Here is a 21,333-nt window from a genome sequence, read left to right on the forward strand (position 1 = left end):
ATTTCGGCGTTTGAAAAGGGCGCGGAGTAGGCAGCGGGAGCTCTTGAGCCGAGTTAGTTCTGATGAAGTCCTAGGCTGGCTTGTGTCTAGCTACGGGGCATGGCTCGGGCTAGTCTAGGCGGCTATCATCGCTAGAACATTCAGAAATATGAGTAGTTGAATCCCCGCAGGGCTGATGCCTGAGCGGGGATTCAACGCCCTGTGGAACTGGCCTAGATGTTGGTTGCGGTCAAAGCCTCGTCGTAGAAGGCGAGTGCCTGGGCTACCTCCTCGGCGGTGACGACGGCTGGTGGGACAACGTGGATGCGGTTGTCGGCGATGAACGGCAGCAGTCCGCGCCCGAACAGTTCGGCCTTGAAGCGGCCCATGTATTCGGCTGTGACGGGCGTGCGGGTCGCGCGATCCTGCACGAGTTCCAGCGCCCAGGAGACACCGCGCCCGCGGACTTCACCGATGACGCTGTGTTTTTCAGCAAGCGCCTGCAGGCCCGGCTCGAGGTGGTCCCGGCCGATGCGTGCAGCGTTCCCGATGATGTCCTCTTCTTCGAAAGCCTCGATGGAGGCGACGATGGAGGCAGCGGCTATCGGGTGCCCGGAGTAGGTCAAGCCGCCCGGGAAGACGCGTTCGTCGAACGTTGCAGCAATCTCTCTTGAACGCCTTGACCGTACCGGGTGGGCCTGTTTAGTTGTTCAGGTGCCAGCTTGGAGCGGACAGTCACGGACTGGCCTCCTAAAGGGACCTGAGAATAACTGCGGATCCCTGTCCGCCGCCGCCGCAGATGCCTGCGGCACCCAGCCGTCCCGTCCCAAGGTCGGCAAGTTGACGGGCAAGTGTGCCGATGATGCGTGCACCTGAAGCGCCAATCGGGTGGCCGAGAGCGACCGCCCCACCGCGGGTATTGACGATGTTCGGGTTGACTCCCAGGGTCTGGGCTGACTGTACGGCGACGGCAGCGAACGCCTCGTTGATCTCTACGGCGGCCAGCTCCTCAACCCCGGTGCTGGTTTTTTTGAGTGCGGCCAGGATGGCCTGGGCGGGCTGGTCGTGCAGGCGTACGTCTGGCCCCGCCACCAGCGCGTGGGATTGCACGGTTGCGAGGGGCGAAAGGCCGAGTCTTTCAGCTGCTGCTTCGCTTACCAAAACCAAGGCCGCGGCTCCGTCCGTGATCTGCGAGGAGTTGCCCGCCGTGATTGTGCCGTGCTTGCTAAAGGCCGGACGCAGCTTTCCTAGTGACTCTACGGTCGTTCCGCTTCTCACCCCGTCATCGTCGGCGATAACGGTTTCGCCGGCGCGTGAAGCCAGCGTGTACGGGGCGATCTCTTCTGCATGAAAAGCAGTGTGGTTTTCAGCGCGTTGGTGTGAGGAGGCCGCCCAGGCGTCCTGGCGGGCCCGGTCCAGACCAAAATCGGCATTTCCATCCTCAGTGGACATTCCCATCGAGCGCTTTTCAAAAGCGTCAGTGAGACCATCGAACTCCAGGGTGTCCACGATCTCGAGGGCACCGTACTTCTGGCCCGTCCGCGCGTTGAATACGTGCGGTGCCAGTGACATGGATTCCTGGCCAAGGGCTACGACGACTTCTGCCTCACCACTGTCAATCAGCCGTGCGGCAGCGACGGCAGCCTCCATTCCGGAGAGGCAAACTGCATTAAGAGTCATAGCCGGAACATTCAGAGGGATGCCGGCGGCCACGGCAGATTGCCGGGCCGGGTTCTGGCCTGCTCCGCCCTGCAGGACATGCCCGGCGATCACGCGCTGTACTTCGGTCGGATCCACACCAGCGCGGCGCAGGGCTGCGGTGATGGCATGGGCGCCGAGGACTGTTGCCGGGACGGAGGCCAAGCGCCCGTTAAACCGGGAAAACGGAGTCCTGGCGTAACCGGCAATCAGCGCGCTCATGCTCCAGCCCCAACTGGCTGCGAGGCAGCCGCTTTAGCCCCTGCCGGCGCGGAGGTCCCGCCAGCGTTTAAAGCGTCAATGTCGAGGTCGATTTTGAATGCCGCGCCAGTCAGTTCCCGAAGTTCAGCAACGGTGTGCCCTGGCGCGATCTTGCGCAGCACCAAGCCTCCGCCGACCACGTCAAAGACGGCCCGGTCGCTGATAATGCGGTCCACTACAGCTACCCCGGTCAGCGGAAGGTCGCACTCCGCGACGATCTTCGGGGTGCCGTCTTTGGAGACGTGGTCTGTAACCACGATGACCCGTGGTGTGCCGGCTACCAGATCCATGGCACCGCCCATGCCTTTGACGAGCTTCCCCGGAATGGTCCAGTTGGCCAGGTCTCCTGACCCGGAAACCTGCAGGGCGCCGAGAATGGCAGTCTGGACGTGTCCGCCTCGGATCATGCCGAAGGAAACAGCGGAATCGAAGAAGCTGCCGCCGGGCATTATCGTGACCGTCTGCTTGCCAGCATTGATAAGGTCGGCGTCCTCGTCACCTTCGTAGGGGAAAGGACCCATACCCAGTAGCCCGTTCTCGCTTTGCAGCGTCACCCTGACGCCTTCGGGCAGATGGTTTGCGACCAAGGTGGGGATCCCGATACCCAGATTTACATACTGGCCGTCTTCGAGTTCTGCTGCGGCGATGGCCGCCATTTCATCTCGTGTCCACATGGGCTATACCTCCGCGCGGACGCGAACGGTCCGCTGTTCGATGTCTTTCGTCTGGTTGGCGACGCTAACAACGCGCTGCACGAAAACACCGGGCGTCACAACATCGTTGGGATCCAGGAAGCCGTCAATCACTTCTTCGGCTTCAGCGATGGTCAGACGACCGGCCGCGGCAACGAGGGGGTTGAAGTTCCGGGCGGTCATTCTGTAACGCAGGTTTCCCTCGCTGTCCGCTTGATGGGCGCGCACCAGGGCGATGTCCGCTACGATGCCGCGTTCCAGGATGCACCGGCGGCCGTCGAACTCAGCCTCGGGTTTGCCCTCGGCAATGGGCGTGCCAACCCCGGTGGGAGTGTAAAAGGCAGGAATTCCGGCGCCGCCTGCCCTCAGCCGCTCGGCAAGAGTCCCTTGCGGGACGAACTCGACGTCAAGCGATCCGGCCAAGTACTGTTCTGCAAAAAGCTTGTTCTCACCAACGTAGGAAGCCAGGACTTTGCTAACCTGCTGATTTTCCAGCAGCAGGCCAAGGCCCTTCCCATCGACACCCATGTTGTTTGAAACGATAGTCAAGTCCCGGGCACCGCTATCGCGGACGGCCTCAATGAGGTCCCGAGGGATTCCGCTAAGGCCGAAGCCGCCAATCGCCAGGACCATCCCGTCACTGATGTTCCCGGATAGCGCCTCGGTGGCACTGCTCCAAATTTTCGATGTCATGTCTTGTCCTGCCGTCCATTATATGGCCCTTGCCACGTAGGGTTGACGGTAGTCATAGCAGCAACAGACGGTCAATCGACTTCCCATATTTAGGGCAGATTGCTCGCGATGTGGTCGGAGAGCAAGGCATCGTCCATAATGTAGACATGGTGGAAACAATTCCTGGCGCCCAAGTGGTAGGCCGTATTGGTCAGATTCTTAGGGCGGTTAGTGGGGCAATGCCGCGGGGGATTGGAACATCTGAGGTGGCACGCGCCACCGCTCTGGCCCGACCCACAGCGCACCGTTTGCTCTCATCTTTGGTGGCCGAAGGCTTTTTAGACCATGACTCGAAGGCCGGGCGTTGGCACCTGGGGCCGGAACTCTATCTCATGGGATCCGTTGCTGCCGAGCGCTATGACATCACCGAAGTGGCCAGGGAACACGTTCGTGCCCTGGCGGACGAGACCGGAGAGAGTGCCTTCCTGTCCGCTCGACGTGGGGATGAAACTGTGTGCGTCCTGCGGCAGGACGGGAGCTTTCCTATCCGGTCATTCGTGCTCTACGAGGGCAAACGATTCCCGCTCGGCGTCGCAACAGCCGGTTTGGCCATCCTCTCCTTCCTGCCCGGGGACGCGGTGGAACGGTACCTTGCCCGCGCAGACCTGGAGGATGACTGTGGTCCCGAGCACACCGCTGACCGGGTCCGGCAGCGGATTGAAGCTACCCGGGTGACGGGGTACGCAACCAATCCCGGATTGGTGGTCCAGGGCAGCTGGGGCATGGGGGCAGCAGTATTTGACGGCGCAGGGCAACCGGCATGGGCATTAAGCGTTACCGGGATAGAAGCCCGTTTCTCCCCGGAACGTCGGCCCATATTGGGGCGCCTGCTGCTGCACCACGCTCACGCTTTATCCGAAAAGATCAGAAGGTGAACCCGGCTCAAACTGCTGGTCCGCATTTCGGCCCATGTAGCCAGCTTCGATAAGTCCGGGGATTTTTGGCTCACGGGCGAGATTGCGTCAGGTTGGGGCACACCCCAACCTGACATCAGGCAGCAGGGAAAAGAGCGTCCGAGTAGGGTCCGGAAGGCACTTCCTGCACATGGCCAGCGAGCAGTCTTAGAGCCAGATCTGACAATGGCCCCGGTTCTGATGTCGCGCGGGCGGCGCTTGGCCTGCCGCCTTCCGGCGACGTGACCTGGAAGCGTGCTCCCCTAACCAGCCTTCCGCGTGACTGAAAGGCCTGATCCCAGGGTGGCTGCCGCCGTCGGGTTTGCCAGGGCCTCGACGGTGAGTTCGTCGACGTCGGCAGCGGTATCTACCAAAACGGTATCGCCGTCCGATATGTCACCGGCGAGGATCGCCTTGGCCAACCGGTCGCCGATTTCGCGCTGTACCAGCCGGCGCAGCGGACGGGCACCATAAGCCGGGTCAAAGCCGGACATGGCCAGCCAGGCACGGGCGCCTTCGGTCACTTCGAGAGTAAGTCGGCGTTCGTGCAGGCGGCGGCCCAGTTCGGCCACCTGGATCTCCACAATGCGGGCAAGCTCATCAACGGTGAGGGCGTCGAACAGCACCACCTCGTCCAGCCGGTTCAGGAACTCCGGCTTGAAAGAGGCGTTCACGGTGGCCATGACTGCGTCCCGCTTGCGGGCCGGATCCAGGCTCTGGTCCACCAGGAACTGGCTGCCCAGGTTGGACGTGAGGACCAGGATGGCGTTCCGGAAGTCCACGGTACGGCCCTGGCCATCGGTGAGCCGGCCATCGTCCAGCACCTGCAACAGGATGTCGAATACCTCGGGGTGGGCCTTCTCCACCTCATCCAGCAGCACCACGGAGTAGGGACGACGGCGGACTGCCTCGGTTAGCTGGCCGCCCTCCTCATAGCCCACATATCCGGGAGGCGCACCGACCAGGCGGGCCACGGCGTGCTTCGCCGAATACTCGGACATGTCGATCCGCACCATGGCGCGTTCGTCGTCGAACAGGAAGTCCGCGAGCGCCTTGGCCAGTTCGGTCTTGCCGACACCGGTCGGCCCAAGGAACAGGAAGGACCCAGTGGGCCGGTTGGGATCGCTGATTCCGGCACGGGCGCGGCGGACGGCATCGGCGACTGCCTGTACTGCCTTGGACTGGCCGATCAGCCGCTTGCCCAGCTCCTGCTCCATATGCAGCAACTTCTGGCTTTCGCCCTGCAGCATGCGGCCTGCGGGGACACCTGTCCATGCGGAAATGACCTCGGCGATGTCGTCCGCAGTGACCTGCTCTGCCACCATCTGTCCGGATTTGTCAGTCACCTCGGCTTCGGCCCGTGCGGCTGCGTCCAGCTCACGTTCCAAAGCGGGGATTTCCCCGTAAAGCACACGGGATGCCGTTTCCAGGTCACCTTCACGCTGTGCCTTGTCAGCCGTGGAGCGCAGCTCGTCCAGCTTGGCTTTCAGGTCACCCACCCGGTTCAGGCCGGCCTTCTCGGCTTCCCAGCGGGCGTTGAGGGCGTTCAGCTGTTCCTTCTTGTCCGCCATGTCAGCACGAAGGGCTGCCAGCCGTTCCACGGAAGCGGCGTCTTTTTCGCCGTCAAGCGCCAGTTCTTCCATGGTGAGGCGGTCGACGGCGCGGCGGAGCTGGTCGATCTCTTCCGGAGCGGAATCAATCTCCATCCGCAGCCGGGACGCCGCTTCATCGACGAGATCGATCGCCTTGTCAGGCAGCTGGCGGCCGGAGATGTACCGGTTGGACAGCGTGGCAGCTGCAACCAGGGCGGAGTCAGCGATGGCCACTTTGTGGTGCGCCTCGTAGCGTTCCTTGAGTCCACGGAGGATGCCGATGGTGTCATCCACGCTGGGTTCGCCCACGTAGACCTGCTGGAAGCGGCGCTCCAGAGCAGGGTCCTTCTCGATGTTCTCGCGGTACTCATCCAGAGTGGTGGCACCGATCAACCGCAGTTCGCCGCGGGCCAGCATGGGCTTGAGCATGTTGCCCGCGTCCATGGAGGAATCGCCGGTGGCACCTGCCCCCACTACCGTGTGGATCTCATCGATGAAGGTGACAATCTGCCCGTCGGAGTTCTTGATCTCCTCCAGGACAGCCTTCAGCCGCTCCTCGAACTCGCCGCGATATTTGGCGCCGGCCACCATGGACGCAAGGTCCAGGGCGATCAGGGTCTTGCCGCGCAGGCTCTCCGGCACATCACCGGCAATCATGCGCTGGGCCAGGCCTTCGACCACCGCCGTCTTGCCCACCCCTGGCTCGCCAATGATCACGGGGTTGTTCTTGGTGCGCCGGCTCAGCACCTGGATCACGCGGCGGATTTCCGAGTCGCGGCCGATCACCGGATCCAGCTTGCCGGAGCGCGCCGTTGCGGTGAGGTCGGTGCCGAACTTTTCGAGCGCCTGGAAGGTGTTCTCAGGATCCGGGGAGTTGACCTTGCGGTCACCACGGACACCTGGCAGCGCGGCGAGGAGTGCTTCATGGGAGGCTCCGGCGTCGCACATTAACCGCCCGACGCCGTCACTTCCGGTTGCAAGGCCCAGCAGCAGGTGCTCGGTGGAGACGAAGGAATCACCGAGGCGGTCGGCTTCCGTTTGCGCTGTTTGAATCGCCTGCAGCGACGGGCGGGACAGTTGCGCCTGCTGGACGGAACTTCCCGAGCTCGCGGGCAGGGCTTTGATCGCGTTGCTGGCCTGGACACTGACGGCGTCAGGATCAGCACCGGCGGCGCGGAGCAGGGCCACTGCCACGCCTTCGCGCTGGTCCATCAGCGCCTTCAGCAGATGGGCGGGCTCCACCTGCGGGTTGCCGGCGGTCGATGCGTTCATGGCTGCCGCCGAAAGAGCCTCCTGGCTCTTGGTGGTGAATTTGACGTCCAATGAGAGCTCCTTTCGGGACACAAAATCTTTAACTTGAGTGTACTACGCTCAACTTTTTCCGAACGCCTCCCCCTGCCATGTTTGCCCAGGGCGAACTCTCTGTCCAGCGTTACCTGCCAAAGCGCTGGCGCGCCCGGCTGCCGGGGGATGTTCTTTTGCGTGACTCTTGCTTAATGCGTTAGTGCTGGCTAACGTATTAACCATGCTCGATCTACTGGAAGTCGCCGCCGAGCCCAACCGGCGTCGTCTACTCCAGTTGCTGGCCCGTGGCGAATCCACCGTCACCGAACTGGCTGATGCCTTCCCGGTCAGCAGGTCCGCGATTTCGCAACACTTGCTGCTCCTGGCGGAAGTTGGCCTGGTTTCGGCACGAAAATCCGGGCGCAACAGGTTCTACCGCCTCGAGGAAGCCGGGATGGCCCGGCTTCGGCAGGCATTTGATTCGTTCTGGACCAATGAACTGGACCTGCTCGTGGCCGATGCCGCGGCACTGAACAGCAGTAATCAATCGAAGCCCCAAGATCCGCACACCCCGCAACCAGGAGAACTCTGATGTCCTTTTCCAAAACTGTCATCATCCCCGTCAGCCCGGATGCCGCCTTTGACCTCATCACCCAGCCCGAACGCCTCCGCCGCTGGCAGACCGTTGCTGCCCGCGTGGACCTGCGCGTTGGCGGTGAATTCCGCTGGACCGTCGTCCCGGGCAAGTCCGCGATCGGCACCTTCACCGAAGTGGAGGCCGGTAAGCGCATCGTCTTCACCTGGGACTGGACCGAGCCCGGAGTTCCTGTAGTTCCGGGAGGTTCCACCATCGCCATCACCCTGGAGGAAACCGAGGGCGGCACGGCAGTCACATTGCGCCACGACGGACTCGAGCCGGAAGACGAAGCCGGTCACGCCGAAGGCTGGACCCACTACCTGGGCCGTCTGGTCACGCTCGCTACCACCGGCGACGCCGGCTTGGATCCGTGGACCCTGGGCGAGCTGGACAGGCTCATCAGCGCCGACGCTACACTTGCCATCGCCCAGCGCGTCCTTGCCGGCCTGACTCAGGCGGACATGGATCTGCAGACACCCTGCGAGGACTTCAACGTGGCGCAGTTGGTTGATCATCTGGAGGGTAAGGTCAGCGGGATCGCCAAGGCATTAGGCGTGACAGGCGTGCAGCCTTCTTCAACAACGCCCGAGGTACGGATCGCAGAACTGGCCCAGCGCACCCTCGAGGCATTCGCCGCCCGCGGCCTCGACGGCACCGTGGACATCGGGTTCGCCGAGCTGCCCGCAACCCTGGCTGCGAACATCCTGAACCTCGAGTTCCTGGTCCACGCCTGGGACTTCAGCGTCGCCACCGGCCGTACCCTTGAGGTGGCACCGGAGCTGTCCGGTTATGTTCTGAAGCTGGCCCGCGAAACCATCAGCCCGGAGGTTCGCAGGAATGGCAGCTTCGCAGAGGAGACCGTAGTGGACGATACCGCCGGAAGCCTGGAGCGCCTCGTTGCGTTCACCGGCCGCACGCTGGATCAGGTTCCCGCGGGAGCCTGACTTCGCCCGCAGCATTCCCCCTCACATCAGCAGCAGCAGAAACGCAGCATTTTCACCGGCTCCCGCAATCCCGAGTCGAAGCCCGAGGCCTACTTCGACCCTATGTTTGCCGGCTCGCTTCCTAAATGCCTAAAGACAATTGCCCGTAGTCCGGTTTGATGAGGTTCGGTGGCGGGCGGTCACCAGGGAAACTGTGCGCCTGATGCCACGAGATAGGTTCTGCCTGATATTGACCAACTTGCCGCGAGTTGTCAACCCCTTTACAAGGGCCACCTTAAAAATCGCAGTCCCGCCGTCAGAAACCAGGCGGAACGCGGCAAAAAGACTGTCATACTGCTCGCGGTTGATGTCAATTAAACCGAAAATTTGATTGCACGTCGCTAATCGTGTGTTTGGATGAACGCAGGGGAGAGTGGGGGCTCTGCGATCGCAAACTGAAAAGTGAGCGAATTCTAGATTTACCTACTCCTTTCAGCAGCACCTGCATCATTGCTCTTGAGGAGAAACATGTACGGAACACCCGGCGAACCAATCGTGGAGCTTCATTCGGTGAGAAAGTCGTTCAAAACGCGTTCAGGAACCCAAACAGTCCTGGAGAACATCGAACTCACCGTCCGTTCAGGAGAAATGGTTGCACTTGTCGGTCCTTCAGGGGCGGGCAAGTCTACGCTGCTGGCAGTAGCCGGACTCCTCCAAAATCCCACCTCTGGAAGCGTAATTATGGGTGGGAAGTCAACAGAAAGGTTCAGCGAGGCGGAACGGACCAAGCTCAGAGCGGCCCACGTTGGATTCCTGTTCCAAGAACCGACGCTGACACCCCATCTCACCGCATTGGAAAACGTGCTCCTTCCCCTTCTAGCCGATCGAACCTCAGTGCGTTCCCGCACGGGCCTGAAGCTCCTCGCTCGTATGGGACTGACAGAACACTCCGAAAAGCTTCCTGGGGCGCTTTCCGGCGGACAAGCACAGAGGGTTGCGCTCTGCCGCGCCTTGGTGAGAGCACCTCGGCTGATCCTGGCTGACGAGCCCACGGCGAGCCTGGATGCGGCAGCCGCACAGAACGTCCGCGAGCAGATGCGCGCGGTTGCTCAAACAGGGGTAGGGATTCTAGTGGCTACCCATGATCTCGCCACGGCCGAGTACGCCGACCGCATAATCGTCCTGGATCACGGCAGCATTGCCTCTGCCAACGTCTCCCCGGCGCATCCGGCCACCGGCTCAAACACCGATTGAATTACAAGGAATCATGACACTCTTTACGCTCATTTTCGCCGGAATCCGGAGAGCTCCGCGGCGTTACCTCGGGCTGGTTTTCCTACTCGTCATCGGTGGCGCCTCGGTTACTGTTGGCACTGTCCTAGGAGCGATGGCCCAGGCCGAGGCGACTGCAGGCCTCGATGATTCCTCGACCCTGCGCACGATCATCGCTTACAACGATGCGGGACTTCTAACGGAAAACACGTTCCGCGACATCAGCGCGCTTCCAGAAATAGAGTCAGCACAACCCGTTATCGCAGTCCCGGTAGGTTTGGAACCCCAGTTATCCGCTCTCACACTCCTGCCATGGAACCCGCAGGGCGGAGTTCCTTTGTTGGCGGGAACCGCTCCTGCAACGGAACTGGAACCCGGGACCGTGGTTCTTCCGGCCACCGCTGACGGCAACGACCTCACCGGTCTTCTCAACAACGAAGCCGACCTTATCTATACAGAAGCCAGAACCGAAAACTCCGGCGTCACCGCCAAACTTAAGATGCGCGTTGTCGCGTTGAGTGATCCCGGGTACCAGGTGGACGCCCTCAACGCCGCATATGCCCCCATAGAAACAGTCATAGAGCTAGCGGCTGCCAGGGCAGGTGTGCCGAAGGAGCAGTACCTGGCCGGTCAGGGCTACGAACGGATCAGCCTGGTGGCGCGGACTGCAGCCGATGTGTCCCCCGTACTGGAAAAACTACAGGCACAGGGCATTCATGCCATCAGTCAATCACAACAGCTCGGAGCTGTGCCGGGTGTGATCAATCTGATTCGGGTTGTATCTTCGGTCATGCTTGGTGCGCTCCTTGTCGTCGGTGCAGTTGCAGTAGCCGCACTCGCACAAAGTATCGGCCAAGCGCGGCGCCGGGACATAGGAGTCCTAAAGGCTTTTGGTTGGAGCAGCACGCGCTTGCGTGCCGTGCTGATGACAGAAACTGCCGTGGTCTGCTGTGGCGCACAACTCTTGGGCACGGCTTTGGGGCTTCTTGTAAGCCCGTTTGTAGAAGACCAACTTCGCAGCTTGACCGCTGGGGCCGACCTTGCTTCCGGCTCAACACCGTTCGGACTTCTTGCCCTCGGCAACCTATTAGTTCTCGTCTTTTTTTCCCTGGTTGTCTGGCTCGTCATGGGCCGGGCGGTCCGTCACCCGGTTATCGAAATACTCAGGAGCATCTAGTGACAACACGGCGGCAGTTTTTCGCCTTTGCCGGGGTAGCTGCAGTCACGGGACTGGCTGCCTGCTCACCCGCCCCGGCACTCTTCGCCTGGCGAGGCTCAGCGGCTTTCGCTGTCGAAAGCACTAATGGAAAACCATATCTGCTTGCTCTGAACCCCGACGAAGGAACTTGGGTCCGCGCGCTTGAACTTGACCGCGCGGTAGGGATGAAGGCGGAAGCCACCGTTACGACCATTCCTGCGGTCGATGGCAGTGGCCGGGTCGTGCTTGTATGGTCAAACGGCGATAACATCACAAAAGCTGCCATCATCGACCCCGGGCAGGAGAGCGTCAAAACTCTTGACTACGCAGTTGATTCGGGAGTACGTGGCATTCTCGGAGAGACCCTTTTTTCCGTCCTCCCTGGTACATCCGGTGAATCAGTGGCCGAATTGATGCCCCTGTATGGGCCGGCAAAGACCGAGCGTTTGCCCCTGCCTTTCCTCCCGCAGGTCCTGGGACAGGGAAATAATGGGCTCATATTCGCCGCGAACAAGGGCGCCGGGATACTCCTTGGGCGAATAGCGGCACCGGAATCATCCATCACGATAAGCGAAACTCCCATTGCAGGTGAGCCTTTTGACCTCTGCATGGCAGGGACTGACACCGTACTTGTAGTTGGATCGACAGTGCCTGGCCACCGCCCTGGGCTCTATCTCACAGACGACCAGGGAAAAACAGTGAAGGCGCAAGGCGTGGAGACTCCGCGCCTCGTGGCCGCCGTCGATTCCGATCACGTGGTCACCGACGATACGTTAGGGTCGAAGCGCACTGTCAGCATGGTGGCTGTCAGTAATGGCCCTCAGGTGGTAGCCAGTGCGCAACTGGAATCCGATGCACCGGTACGCGATCTTCGACGAAGCTCCGACGGTCGAATTGTTGTTACCCAGTCCGATCTACTGTCGGTCTTCGATTCCAACCTCCAACTGGTGTCGCAGAGGCCCGCCGAAGGCCAGCTCATCAGCGACCGATAGCCGCTTAGCTTATGGGGTTGCACACCTATGCCGGGTAGACAGACACCGCTCCAGCCTTGACCACGAAGTACACGGTCATTCCCGGCGCCAGCCCCAGTTCCGCGGCGGCCTGTGGCGTAACGTCCGCCGCAAGCTGATGATCACCCGCTGCCCGCACGCGGATCTGGTCACCGTGGGGTTCCAGGTGCGCGACCGTCACGGGGAAGCTGTTGCGCGGGCTGCCGTGGGCGGGTTCGGGGAAGATGGAAACGGCCGACGGCGGAAAGACAGCAACACCGCCGGTTCCCGTCACGCTGGGCGAACCCAGCTCCTGGTGACCGAAGAACTCGAGCCCATCGCCGGCGCGCACTCCGGAGGCAGTCAGGGTGCCGGTCACGAAGTTCACGCCGGATAATCCCGCAGCAAAACGGCTCCTGGGTTGGCCCAGCACCTCCCGGACGGGGCCCTCCTCAACGATCCTGCCTGCTTCGAGGATCACCACACGGTCCGACAGCATCAGGGCATCGAGGACGTCATGCGTGACAATAATCGCCCGCCGGCCGGCCAGGACCTTTTTCAGCAACCGGCGCAGCAATGGTGCCGACGTGATGTCCAGGGCGGCCAAGGGTTCGTCCAGCAGCAGCAGGTCCGGCTCGCCCGCCAGTGCCCGGGCAACGGCTACGCGCTGCGCCTGCCCGCCGGAGAGCTCGCCGGGTTTCCGGTGGGCCAGCTCTGCCACGTCCACGGCCTCAAGCCATTTCATGGCAGTCTCCCGGGCCTTCGCCGCCGGGACTCCGGCGCTGCGCGGAGCGAACGCTGCGTTCTCCAGGACGCTGAGGTGCGGGAAGAGCAGCGGTTCCTGGGCCAGCAGCACCGTCCCGCGACGGTGCGGCGGCTCCCAGTGATTGGTGCCGCCGTCGAGCTTAAAGAGCTTCCGCCCGGCAGATTCGGCGGACCCGGAATCAGGTTTCAGCAAGCCCGCGATGACGCCCAGCAGGGTGGATTTGCCCGCACCGTTGGGACCCATCACCGCCACCGTTTCGCCCGGCGCGACGGTCAGTTGGACCTCAAAGTCCCGTGCCCGGACGGCTGCATCCACACTGAAGGTCACGTTGCCCCACGCTCCCGTTGCGGGCCCCGGTAGGCGAGCGCCACCACCGCGACGGCCACCACCAGCAGGACCAGGGAGAGTGCGACGGCGGCATCCGGGTCTGTCTCGCGCTGGAGGTAGATCTCCAGCGGCAGGGTCCGGGTCACCCCCTGCAGGCTGCCCGCGAAGGTGAGGGTGGCACCGAATTCGCCAAGGCTGCGGGCGAAGCTGAGTACCGCACCGGAGGCAAGTCCTGGCAGGACCAGCGGCAACGTCACACGGCGGAGCACCGTCCAGGGCCGTGCACCCAGGGTGGCAGCAACGGCCTCATAGCGGGAGCCTGCGGTGCGGAGCGCCCCCTCGAGGCTGACTACCAGGAACGGCAGCGCCACGAAAGTCTGCGCAATGACGACGGCGGTGGTGGAGAACGCGATCTGTATGCCGAGGACCGTGAGCGTGCTGCCCAGCAGGCCCTGCCGGCCGAACGTGTAGAGCAGTGCCAGCCCGCCGACTACTGGCGGGAGCACCAGTGGCAGCAGCACCAGTGCGCGGAGGAGCCGTTGGCCCCGGAACTGCGAGCGCGCCAGCACCAGGGCCAGCGGAACACCAAGGACCAGGCACAGCACCGTACTGACGGCAGAGGTTCGCAGGCTCAGGGCCAGTGCGTCCAGGGACGACGGCGAGGTGACCAGCGGAAGGAACCGGGGCCAGTCCACCCGGGCAATAATGGCGGCCAGCGGCAGGATGATCAACGCAGCCGCCACGAACGCGATACTCTGCACCCAGCGTGGAACGCCGGTGTAGCCGGTGCCGCCTTTTTTCATGACGTTCATGGGCCTGCCGGTCCGAAGCCGGCGGCGTCCAGGATCTGCCGGCCTTCGGGATTGGTGACCATGGCGATGAATGCCTCCGCGGCCCTTCGGTTTGCAGTATCCTTCACTGCCGCAATGGGGTAACCGTTCACTGCACCGGCGCTCTCCGGGAAATCGATGGCTTCCACACGCTCCCCCGCCGCCCGGACATCCGTGGAATACACCAGGCCGGCATCCGCCTCGCCGGAGAGCACCTTGCCCAGCACGTCAGTGACCGAATTCTCCTCGCTGACCGGGGCCAGCGAGGTGCCGGTTTCCGCTTCCAGTTTCTGTGCAGCGGCACCGCACGGGACCTGGCCCGCACACACCACCAGTTTCAGGCCCGGCCTGGCGAGGTCGCCGAAGCCTCCGATGTTCGCCGGGTTTCCGGGCGGCACAGCAATGGCCAGGGTGTTCGTGGCGAAGGCGGTTGGCTGGCCATCCGTCAGCCCCGCTTCCTGCAACCGGCCCATGGTGCCGGTGTCCGCCGCGGCGAAAACGTCCGCCGGGGCGCCCTGGCTGATCTGGGACAGCAGGTCTGACGAGCCCGCAAAACTGAATACCACCTCGATCCCGGGGTTCTCCGCCTCGAACCGCTCAGCGATCTCCGTGAAGGTGCCGCGGAGGGAAGCAGCCGCGAAAACGGTGAGGGAACCGCTGGGGGTATTGCTGCCGGCGTCGTCAGTTCCCGACGCCGGCACTCCCGTATCTTTTGCACCGCAGCCCGTGAACGTGGCAAGGAGCAGCACCGCTGCCGCCGCTGTGAGCCCTGCACCCCGCTTCACGCTGTTCCCCGGCCAGCTGATTCGATGATCACCGTAGTGGCTTTGACGACGGCGGTGGCCACCGCGCCCGGTTCCAGCCCCAGTTCGTGGACGGCTTCCGTGCTCATGAGGGAGACCACGCGGAACGGCCCGCATTGGAGCTCCACCTGGGACATCACACGGTCTTCCTTGATGTCCGTGACCAGGCCGACGAACCTGTTCCGTGCTGAGCTGCCGCCCTTGGCGGGGTCGTCCGGGAGCTGCGCCAATTTTTTCGCGTGCAGGGCGAGTTCAAGCCCGTCCACTGCCCTCCTGCCGGAACTGTCCCGAAGCGGCGCGAGCATGCCGTTCTCCGTCCATCGACGTACGGTGTCGTCGCTGACACCCAGGAAGCGGGCGGCCTCGGAGATGCGGATAGTTGGCATGAGCCCATAATATGCCGCATTTGCGCAATCATTGGCGTCGTTGCTCCGCAAACCGTCTTCAAGCGCAGCAGTCCGGTGCATTCGGTGCCAGTCCATCATGCGGTCCAACAGTGGCGTTGCCGCAATTCGTCGTGGCTCTCTGGCATTCTTGGACCAACTGAAATCCTCAGCTGGGAGTGACCCTCGTTATGGTTGGCACCAAGACGTTACGCGCAATTGTCGCCACCGGCCTTCTGCTGGCGGAAAGTTGACGGCGCCCGTTCCTTTACGCGTGCCGCTTGCGGTTCCCCTGGCCGTCCTTGCCGGCCTTGCGCTGTCCGCGTGTGTCGCAGAACCAGTACCCTTGCCCCCTCCGAAGCCTGTCAGCGCGGTTCCCGGAGCAGCCCCGGCGAAAATCGGGTTAGGGGCTCCTGCTGTTGTAGGCATGAGCACCCGTGGCGCAGGTACGTCTCCCGCCGTCGTATCATGGCAGTACATCAGCGGTGCAGAAGCGTTCAATTCAGCACTGGACGCCCGGCTTTTGGCCTTACTGGATGCCCATGCAGGTGGACGGCACGAGCCCACCGCACAACCAACAGCAGTTTCCGAACCTCTCAGCGACGGACTGTTGATTACCCATGAACTGGTTCTTGCCACCGGCAGTTTGGTCGGCGCAAGGCTTGTGCAAACAACCAGGAGCGGCGGCGTCGACTCCCTGCGCACCGAGGAAATCACTTATTCCGACGTCGATACAGGCGCTGTTCTAAGCAGCGCGGAACTGGTCAAGCCCGACGCAATCAGCACTCTGAGGACCATGCTCCGTGAGGTGCCTGATGCCAGTTCATCCGGGAACCGGGAACCGGCGTCCACGACGCCACCGGCCACTGCGCAGATTGGCACCACGGTAGCAGTCCCCGAACCTGCTGACGCAGCCATTACCGATGCCGAATTGCTCTCCGCTATTACCTTCACGCCTGCAGGCGAAATCAGTATCACCTTCGATCAGGACGCCAATACGGGCCTGCCGCCGCGTGGACCGAAAACAGTGACCCTCACTGCGGCAGCCACCAGCAAAGTCGTCTCGCCCGCAGGAGACGCTATCCGTCGGGCTGTCAGGGCCGGGGCAACGTTCAACGCGCCGGGCACTGCCGGGCACGTCAACTGCGACATCGTTGCCTGCGCCGCCTTGACCTACGACGACGGACCCAACGCGCAGACAGCCAGGCTCTTGGAAATTTTGGCCAAACACCAGGTGCTTGCCACATTTTTCCAGCAGGGTGCGTACGTCAACGCTAATCCCGGGATCGCCAGGTCCGTGGCCGAAGCCGGACACCACATTGCGAACCACACGATGAGCCACCCCTACCTGACGAAGATCTCACGAGCCGAAATCACCACAGAGGTCAGCAGCACCCAGGCAGCCATCGAAAGAGCTGCCGGCGTGGTTCCTGCCTTCCTGCGTCCGCCGTACGGCGCAACCAATGCCACTGTTTCCGGAACTGTTGGGCTGCCACAGGTCTTCTGGGATGTTGACTCATTGGACTGGCAGTCCCGGAACAAAGAGGTGTTCATCCCGCGGATCATGAACCTGGTGAAGCCCGGATCAGTCATTCTGCAGCACGACATACACGCTGCCACGGTGGACGGCCAGGATGAACTGATCACTCAACTCAAGGACAGGGGCTACTACCTGGTGACCCTTCCGCAGCTCTTCTCGGGGGTTGAGTTGAAGCCCGGCGCAACCTATAAGTGCCGTGGCACGGCAACAGGGTGTATTCCAGGCCGTTGAGTGAACGCGGTTCGGGCCAACCGGTCAGGGTACGGCAGCACCCAGGGTGGTGAAGACAAAACCCTTCTCCAACAATGCCGGGATGGCTTTGGCGAAACCGGCGGCTGTTCCTGAACCTGGATGGTTTCCGTGCGAGATGATAATGTCCCCCGGCCGGGCCTTGACTGTTTCGGCGGTGACCATTTCGGCCGAGTATGTAGCCCCGCCGTCGGCATTAATGCTGAACCCGGCCGGAACGGTGCCAAGAGCGTGCGCAACCTCGGTGGCAACCTCGTCGAGGAAAGCGGTCCCTGGCCGAAAGAAGCGTGGTCGCATACCGGTGATTTCCGTCAAAAGCGTGTCATTGGTCATGATTTCTTCATAGACCTGCGCGATGTTTTGCGTCCCGGGAATCCCATAGGCGGATTTCCCGGTCGCGCTGAGCGGCAAATGCCGGGAACCGTGGTTGGCCAATTCAAAGAACGGCACCGCTGCCATCTCACGCGCCAGGGCGGCATTGGCATGGATCCACCGCGCATTCAGGAACAGAGTTGCCGGAACCTCCAGCCTCTGCAGTAACTCCAGGGCAGCATGATCGACTCCGCTTCCGCCGTGGCCGCCGCAGTAGTCCACCGTCAGGGCAATCCCTGCCGCGGGATCAACCAGCACCTGCAGGACTCCGGGCCCCTCCAGGCCCCAATAGGCCGGGGAGCGGCCGGAGAACCGAGTGATGATCTCCTCCTGGGACGGGACTGCCGTCGCGGGTGCCGGAGGCACCACCGTAGGCTCAACGGTGGCGGAAACTGGAGGCACGGGCGCCGTAGTCGATGCATCAGGTACGGGGCGCGTCGTCGGCTCCGTCGTCGAGGGTGCCGGGCCGGCACTGCCACCGGGCCTGCACCCTGGCACCAGCATGACGGCAGCCGCCACCAAGAGGGTACGGCGCTGCGGGTTGCTGATCATCGATGGTTCCACGCGTTGAATCCCCCAAGCTGCTCGAAGTCCGGCTGCTTGACCATACCCCAAGGTCGCCTGGCAGGGGTCCTTCCGGCGAACAGCTTCTCAGGAGTCCATGCTCGCATAACGCTCAGGGTTGGCAAGGATCTGGTCGATCTGGGAGGTTCCCGCGGTAACTGACAGGCGCACCAGGAGGAACCCTGCGACGAAGACGCCGGCCAGGGTCAGGACCGCCAATGGCCGCAGGAACAGCGCGGCTCCCGTCAGCGGCAGGACTAAGGCGGCTGCGCTTGCCGCCGAGATGCCGGCCACCAGGAACAGCGGCGACATGACAGCCTTGACCCGTGCCGCGACCATCAACTGGCGGGGAACGCCCAGCCGGTCAAGGGCCACCAGCATGGGTGCCCGGTCCAGCACCGCCGATGCCTGGTTAACCCCCACGGAGCAAGCAACCATCAGGAACGAACCCAGCAGCGTGATCATAACGCCGGTGTTGATGTCGCGGACCAGCATCAGGGTCTCGGCGTCGGCGCTGCTGCCTTCCATGACCTCCGCCACCGCCAGGCCCATGCCCACAAAGACGCCCACGAAACTGGTCATGGCCACCCCGCCCACCTGGCGCCAGGTCTCCTTAGGACTCTCCAGCACCGACCGGGCAGCGAGGAGCTGATCGGGCCGGGTGGCGCGTTTGAGTTGGCCCCTGGCCCGCAGCCGCACTATCCAGGGCCCCATCAGGTTCAGGCCGAGAAGCGCCAATCCAAAGCACCCGGCCATCACGGCAATGATCACCACGAACGTTCCGAAGGCGCTGAGCATCCCCATCAGGACAACACCTGCACCGACGACGGCGGCAGCCAGAAGCCCGCGGACCCAATGGGCGCCGTCGGCCTGCTGCCGAGTGCGCACGCCCAGCGGCGACAGGACAACTTTGCGCAAGCCCAACGCCGCGCTGACCGCTGCGAGCAGGCAGACGGCCACAACGCAGGCAAGAATCTCCGGCAGTCCCAGCCACACATGACTGCCGATTGCCCTGCCCCGGAACTCGATCAGGCCAAGGAACGGGCTGACGGCGGCGTACAGGAAGGATCCGGTGGCGGCACCGATACCCGCCAGGGCCGTGGATTCGAGCACGGTCAGCCACACCACCGTGCCGCCGCTTGCACCCAGCAGCCGCAATGATGCCAACCGGTCATCACGACGGCGGGCCGCAAGCCGGGCGGCCGACGCGCCCAGGGTGAGGAGCGGGATCACTAACAGGACCATCGCGATCACTGCCAGGGCCTGGTAAGTCTGGGCGAAGTCGTCGGTCCACGACCAAAAAACCTGCGAGCCGCCGGTCACCGTCAGGAGCAGTGCGGTGACCATGCCGAACGCCACGACGGGCAGCCCCGCCGTGCGAAGGTCAGCGGTACCACCCCGGCCAAGAAAGGGAGCCAGCCTAATGGCCAGCATCAGGCTACGCATCCTGGCCACCAGCGTTCGAAGCCGTCTCCAGGGCACTGTCCGCGATGATCCGGCCGTCACGGAGTTCGACCACCCGGCCGCAACGGGCAGCCACCTGGGGATCATGCGTGACGACCAGCAACGTCCTGCCGTTGGCCGCCGCAGAGCCAAGCAGGATATCCAGCACCTCCGCCGAGGTGGCAGAGTCCAGCGCTCCGGTAGGCTCATCTGCGAAAAGCACCCGGGCCCCGGTAACCTGTGCCCGGGCAATGGCGACGCGCTGGACCTGGCCGCCGGAAAGCTCGCCAAGCCGGCGCTGCTCCAGGCCTGCCAGCCCGAGCGCACCGAGCCACTGGGCAGCCTGTCCCTCTGCGGTGCGCCGGTTCGTGCCGTTGAGCATCAGGGCCAGGGCAACATTTTCGACGGCGGTCAGCTCGGGCAGGAGCATGCCCTGCTGAAACACGAAGCCGAACTCCTCCCGGCGGATCCTGGACAGGGCACCGTCCCCGAGCTTGTCGAGCCGGACCGGACCGGCGCTGCCTGCAAAGGTGACGGAACCGGCGTCGGGACGCAGGATCCCGGCCAGGCAGTGGAGCAGAGTGGACTTGCCCGAACCCGAGGGCCCGATAATTGCGATGGACTCGCCTGCACCGGCAGCGAAATCCACGCCGTCCAACGCGACGCTTCCCGGGTAGTGCTTGGCGAGTTGCTGGGCGTGCAGAATGACGTTCATATATCCAGTGTGTCCGCCACCCCGGGTCACCGCCTCAGCCCGGCGGTTGAACCTGAGCTGCCGGACTCAGCCCACGGTATGAAACGTTCACGGCTTTGGGCGGCCCTGGGCACGGGGTTGCGGCCGCAAAGTCATAGCGGTGTAGCCTCAGGGTCGACTAGTAAGTAAACTTATCAAAGTGCTACGGCGCAGTTGGGGGAGATTTGTTCTCACGAGACGCGACTCAGTTGGAGGTAGCCCGCATGAGTGAAAAGCGCGTGAATCAAGAGGTGGAGCGGTTGCTGGAGCTCGCCGCCGCCGTCGGCCTGGACCCCCGGAAACTTTGGCCGCCGCCTCCTGGCGGATTCCACTTGTCCGCTTTTGAACTGGATGCATATCTTCATAATGGTGCCCGGGCCCAGGCCGAGCTCGACCGCGGTTATGGTCCGAAGAGGTACGGGAGGCCGGGAGCGGAACAGCGTCGGGCCCTTTCAGCGGCTCCAGGCCCGGGCCCGACATCTAAACACAGTATCAGTGGGCGGAAGACGCGTAGTGAGAAGGCGCTCGCAGCGCTGGGAGCCGCGGGCAAGTTCCTGCTGTCCCCAGAACGGGCAGAGGCTGAGCGTCTGGACTCCCTTCACGAGACCGCTCTCCTCCATAGCGGCGCCGAGGAGGTCTTTGACCGGGTTGTTATCGCCGCCAGGAAGTACTTTGATGTGGGCGCTGCGTCGTTGTCCCTTATTGCCGAAGACGCCCAATACTTCAAGTCCGTCGTTGGGCCTCTTCTCGAAGCCCCCCGGGCGGTGGCGCTCTGCACTGTAACCGTGGAACGCAATGCAATGCTGGTTATCGAAGACACCTCAACTGATGATCGCTTCGCCAACAACCCACTCGTCACCGGGGAGCCGTTCATCCGTTTCTACGCGGGCTACCCGTTACACGGGCCCCGGGGTTGGAATATCGGAACCCTATGCGTCATCGACCAGAAACCCCGGGCTTTCCCCCCATCCGATCAGCAGGTACTTCGTACACTCGCCGCAATTGTTCAAAAGGAGATTGACGCACGGTCCTAGCCGCAACTGGCCTGGCCTCCCGCTTCGAGACTTCCAAGAAATATTCTCGAGGTAATTTCAACGCTTCTCCGGCCGCTGAACGTCGACAGGTTCCTTGGGAGTCCGATTTTGGATGCCGTTTCGGACTTTAACCGTTTGA

At 62.9% G+C, this 21,333-nt stretch carries 20 protein-coding genes and 2 pseudogenes; 10 read left to right on the forward strand and 12 right to left on the reverse strand.

Features of this window, described 5'->3' with window-relative positions; translation table 11 throughout:
• Window positions 1-212 precede the first annotated feature (212 nt).
• The 4 genes and pseudogenes from ACWA13_RS15655 to ACWA13_RS15670 form a co-directional block, all read right to left on the reverse strand.
• Window positions 213-653 (reverse strand): annotated as a pseudogene (locus ACWA13_RS15655) (aminotransferase class III-fold pyridoxal phosphate-dependent enzyme); the annotation flags it as partial.
• 76 nt (window positions 654-729) lie between these two features.
• Window positions 730-1,899 (reverse strand): acetyl-CoA C-acyltransferase, encoded by a 1,170-nt coding sequence (locus tag ACWA13_RS15660; RefSeq protein ID WP_463935096.1) that lies wholly within the window; start codon window positions 1,897-1,899, stop codon window positions 730-732.
• Complete coding sequence (locus tag ACWA13_RS15665) at window positions 1,896-2,612, reverse strand: CoA transferase subunit B (RefSeq protein ID WP_463935098.1); 717 nt, start codon at window positions 2,610-2,612, stop codon at window positions 1,896-1,898. Before ACWA13_RS15665 ends, ACWA13_RS15660 begins: the two co-directional genes overlap by 4 nt.
• A 3-nt stretch (window positions 2,613-2,615) precedes the next feature.
• On the reverse strand, window positions 2,616-3,323 hold the full coding sequence (locus tag ACWA13_RS15670) for a CoA transferase subunit A (protein WP_463935100.1): 708 nt from the start codon (window positions 3,321-3,323) through the stop codon (window positions 2,616-2,618).
• 146 nt (window positions 3,324-3,469) lie between these two features.
• Between ACWA13_RS15670 and ACWA13_RS15675 the strand changes: the two are divergent.
• Both ACWA13_RS15675 and ACWA13_RS15680 read left to right on the forward strand, forming a co-directional pair.
• Window positions 3,470-3,640: pseudogene (locus tag ACWA13_RS15675) on the forward strand (helix-turn-helix domain-containing protein); the annotation flags it as partial.
• Between the two features lie 54 nt (window positions 3,641-3,694).
• On the forward strand, window positions 3,695-4,237 hold the full coding sequence (locus ACWA13_RS15680) for an IclR family transcriptional regulator (RefSeq protein WP_463937952.1): 543 nt from the start codon (window positions 3,695-3,697) through the stop codon (window positions 4,235-4,237).
• Window positions 4,238-4,518: 281 nt separating this feature from the next.
• Here the strand turns inward: ACWA13_RS15680 and clpB are convergent, their stop codons facing one another.
• Complete coding sequence (gene clpB, locus ACWA13_RS15685) at window positions 4,519-7,170, reverse strand: ATP-dependent chaperone ClpB (protein ID WP_463935101.1); 2,652 nt, start codon at window positions 7,168-7,170, stop codon at window positions 4,519-4,521.
• 202 nt (window positions 7,171-7,372) lie between these two features.
• Between clpB and ACWA13_RS15690 the strand changes: the two genes are divergently transcribed.
• The 5 genes from ACWA13_RS15690 (at window position 7,373) to ACWA13_RS15710 (ending at window position 12,153) form a co-directional block, all read left to right on the forward strand.
• Complete coding sequence (locus ACWA13_RS15690; RefSeq protein ID WP_463935103.1) at window positions 7,373-7,723, forward strand: ArsR/SmtB family transcription factor; 351 nt, start codon at window positions 7,373-7,375, stop codon at window positions 7,721-7,723.
• Window positions 7,723-8,712: a TIGR03086 family metal-binding protein gene (locus ACWA13_RS15695; RefSeq protein WP_463935104.1), complete on the forward strand. Its 990-nt coding sequence runs from the start codon at window positions 7,723-7,725 to the stop codon at window positions 8,710-8,712. The genes ACWA13_RS15690 and ACWA13_RS15695 overlap by 1 nt, the downstream gene beginning before the upstream one ends.
• A gap of 507 nt (window positions 8,713-9,219) precedes the next feature.
• A complete protein-coding gene (locus ACWA13_RS15700; protein ID WP_463935105.1) occupies window positions 9,220-9,945 on the forward strand; it encodes an ABC transporter ATP-binding protein in 726 nt (241 codons plus the stop codon).
• Window positions 9,946-10,078: 133 nt separating this feature from the next.
• Window positions 10,079-11,140 (forward strand): FtsX-like permease family protein, encoded by a 1,062-nt coding sequence (locus ACWA13_RS15705; protein WP_463935106.1) that lies wholly within the window; start codon window positions 10,079-10,081, stop codon window positions 11,138-11,140.
• On the forward strand, window positions 11,140-12,153 hold the full coding sequence (locus ACWA13_RS15710) for a hypothetical protein (RefSeq protein WP_463935107.1): 1,014 nt from the start codon (window positions 11,140-11,142) through the stop codon (window positions 12,151-12,153). The genes ACWA13_RS15705 and ACWA13_RS15710 overlap by 1 nt, the downstream gene beginning before the upstream one ends.
• Window positions 12,154-12,178: 25 nt before the next feature.
• Here the strand turns inward: ACWA13_RS15710 and ACWA13_RS15715 are convergent, their stop codons facing one another.
• From ACWA13_RS15715 to ACWA13_RS15730, 4 genes are read right to left on the reverse strand one after another with little or no spacing between them, the layout of a single operon-like run.
• Window positions 12,179-13,243 (reverse strand): sulfate/molybdate ABC transporter ATP-binding protein, encoded by a 1,065-nt coding sequence (locus ACWA13_RS15715; RefSeq protein WP_463935108.1) that lies wholly within the window; start codon window positions 13,241-13,243, stop codon window positions 12,179-12,181.
• Window positions 13,240-14,055 carry an ABC transporter permease gene (locus ACWA13_RS15720; RefSeq protein WP_463935109.1) on the reverse strand — a complete coding sequence of 272 codons (816 nt, stop codon included), beginning with the start codon at window positions 14,053-14,055 and terminating at the stop codon, window positions 13,240-13,242. Before ACWA13_RS15720 ends, ACWA13_RS15715 begins: the two co-directional genes overlap by 4 nt.
• Window positions 14,052-14,858 carry a molybdate ABC transporter substrate-binding protein gene (modA, locus tag ACWA13_RS15725; protein ID WP_463935111.1) on the reverse strand — a complete coding sequence of 269 codons (807 nt, stop codon included), beginning with the start codon at window positions 14,856-14,858 and terminating at the stop codon, window positions 14,052-14,054. Before modA ends, ACWA13_RS15720 begins: the two co-directional genes overlap by 4 nt.
• Window positions 14,855-15,262 carry a TOBE domain-containing protein gene (locus ACWA13_RS15730; RefSeq protein WP_463935113.1) on the reverse strand — a complete coding sequence of 136 codons (408 nt, stop codon included), beginning with the start codon at window positions 15,260-15,262 and terminating at the stop codon, window positions 14,855-14,857. The genes modA and ACWA13_RS15730 overlap by 4 nt, the downstream gene beginning before the upstream one ends.
• A gap of 424 nt (window positions 15,263-15,686) precedes the next feature.
• Between ACWA13_RS15730 and ACWA13_RS15735 the strand changes: the two genes are divergently transcribed.
• Entirely contained in the window at window positions 15,687-17,030 is a 1,344-nt protein-coding gene (locus tag ACWA13_RS15735) for a polysaccharide deacetylase family protein (protein ID WP_463935114.1), read from the forward strand.
• 24 nt (window positions 17,031-17,054) lie between these two features.
• Here the strand turns inward: ACWA13_RS15735 and ACWA13_RS15740 are convergent, their stop codons facing one another.
• Window positions 17,055-17,786, reverse strand: a complete 732-nt coding sequence (locus ACWA13_RS15740) for a polysaccharide deacetylase family protein (RefSeq protein ID WP_463935115.1) — start codon at window positions 17,784-17,786, stop codon at window positions 17,055-17,057.
• 16 nt (window positions 17,787-17,802) lie between these two features.
• On the opposite strand from ACWA13_RS15740, the gene ACWA13_RS15745 reads away from it, so the two are divergent.
• On the forward strand, window positions 17,803-17,991 hold the full coding sequence (locus ACWA13_RS15745; protein ID WP_463935117.1) for a hypothetical protein: 189 nt from the start codon (window positions 17,803-17,805) through the stop codon (window positions 17,989-17,991).
• Between the two features lie 80 nt (window positions 17,992-18,071).
• On the opposite strand, the gene ACWA13_RS15750 is transcribed toward ACWA13_RS15745, so the two are convergent.
• Together ACWA13_RS15750 and ACWA13_RS15755 are read right to left on the reverse strand one after the other, a co-directional pair.
• Window positions 18,072-19,415, reverse strand: coding sequence for an FtsX-like permease family protein (locus ACWA13_RS15750; protein ID WP_463937953.1), 1,344 nt, complete (start codon window positions 19,413-19,415; stop codon window positions 18,072-18,074).
• A 7-nt stretch (window positions 19,416-19,422) separates the two neighbouring features.
• Window positions 19,423-20,142 carry an ABC transporter ATP-binding protein gene (locus tag ACWA13_RS15755; RefSeq protein ID WP_463935119.1) on the reverse strand — a complete coding sequence of 240 codons (720 nt, stop codon included), beginning with the start codon at window positions 20,140-20,142 and terminating at the stop codon, window positions 19,423-19,425.
• Between the two features lie 242 nt (window positions 20,143-20,384).
• Between ACWA13_RS15755 and ACWA13_RS15760 the strand changes: the two genes are divergently transcribed.
• Window positions 20,385-21,194 (forward strand): GAF domain-containing protein, encoded by an 810-nt coding sequence (locus ACWA13_RS15760; RefSeq protein ID WP_463935120.1) that lies wholly within the window; start codon window positions 20,385-20,387, stop codon window positions 21,192-21,194.
• Window positions 21,195-21,333: the final 139 nt, after the last annotated feature.

Source organism: Pseudarthrobacter sp. TRD_SC_9 (assembly GCF_055361265.1).

Coding starts and splice junctions, on each gene's coding strand:
- ACWA13_RS15760 (WP_463935120.1), top strand. CDS start 20,385: ATGAGTGAAAAGCGCGTGAATCAAGAGGTGGAGCGGTTGCTGGAGCTC.
- ACWA13_RS15665 (WP_463935098.1), bottom strand. CDS start 2,612: ATGTGGACACGAGATGAAATGGCGGCCATCGCCGCAGCAGAACTCGAA.
- ACWA13_RS15700 (WP_463935105.1), top strand. CDS start 9,220: ATGTACGGAACACCCGGCGAACCAATCGTGGAGCTTCATTCGGTGAGA.
- ACWA13_RS15755 (WP_463935119.1), bottom strand. CDS start 20,142: ATGAACGTCATTCTGCACGCCCAGCAACTCGCCAAGCACTACCCGGGA.
- ACWA13_RS15680 (WP_463937952.1), top strand. CDS start 3,695: ATGGGATCCGTTGCTGCCGAGCGCTATGACATCACCGAAGTGGCCAGG.
- ACWA13_RS15705 (WP_463935106.1), top strand. CDS start 10,079: ATGGCCCAGGCCGAGGCGACTGCAGGCCTCGATGATTCCTCGACCCTG.
- ACWA13_RS15720 (WP_463935109.1), bottom strand. CDS start 14,055: ATGAACGTCATGAAAAAAGGCGGCACCGGCTACACCGGCGTTCCACGC.
- ACWA13_RS15690 (WP_463935103.1), top strand. CDS start 7,373: ATGCTCGATCTACTGGAAGTCGCCGCCGAGCCCAACCGGCGTCGTCTA.
- ACWA13_RS15730 (WP_463935113.1), bottom strand. CDS start 15,262: ATGCCAACTATCCGCATCTCCGAGGCCGCCCGCTTCCTGGGTGTCAGC.
- ACWA13_RS15670 (WP_463935100.1), bottom strand. CDS start 3,323: ATGACATCGAAAATTTGGAGCAGTGCCACCGAGGCGCTATCCGGGAAC.
- ACWA13_RS15735 (WP_463935114.1), top strand. CDS start 15,687: ATGAGCACCCGTGGCGCAGGTACGTCTCCCGCCGTCGTATCATGGCAG.
- ACWA13_RS15660 (WP_463935096.1), bottom strand. CDS start 1,899: ATGAGCGCGCTGATTGCCGGTTACGCCAGGACTCCGTTTTCCCGGTTT.
- ACWA13_RS15695 (WP_463935104.1), top strand. CDS start 7,723: ATGTCCTTTTCCAAAACTGTCATCATCCCCGTCAGCCCGGATGCCGCC.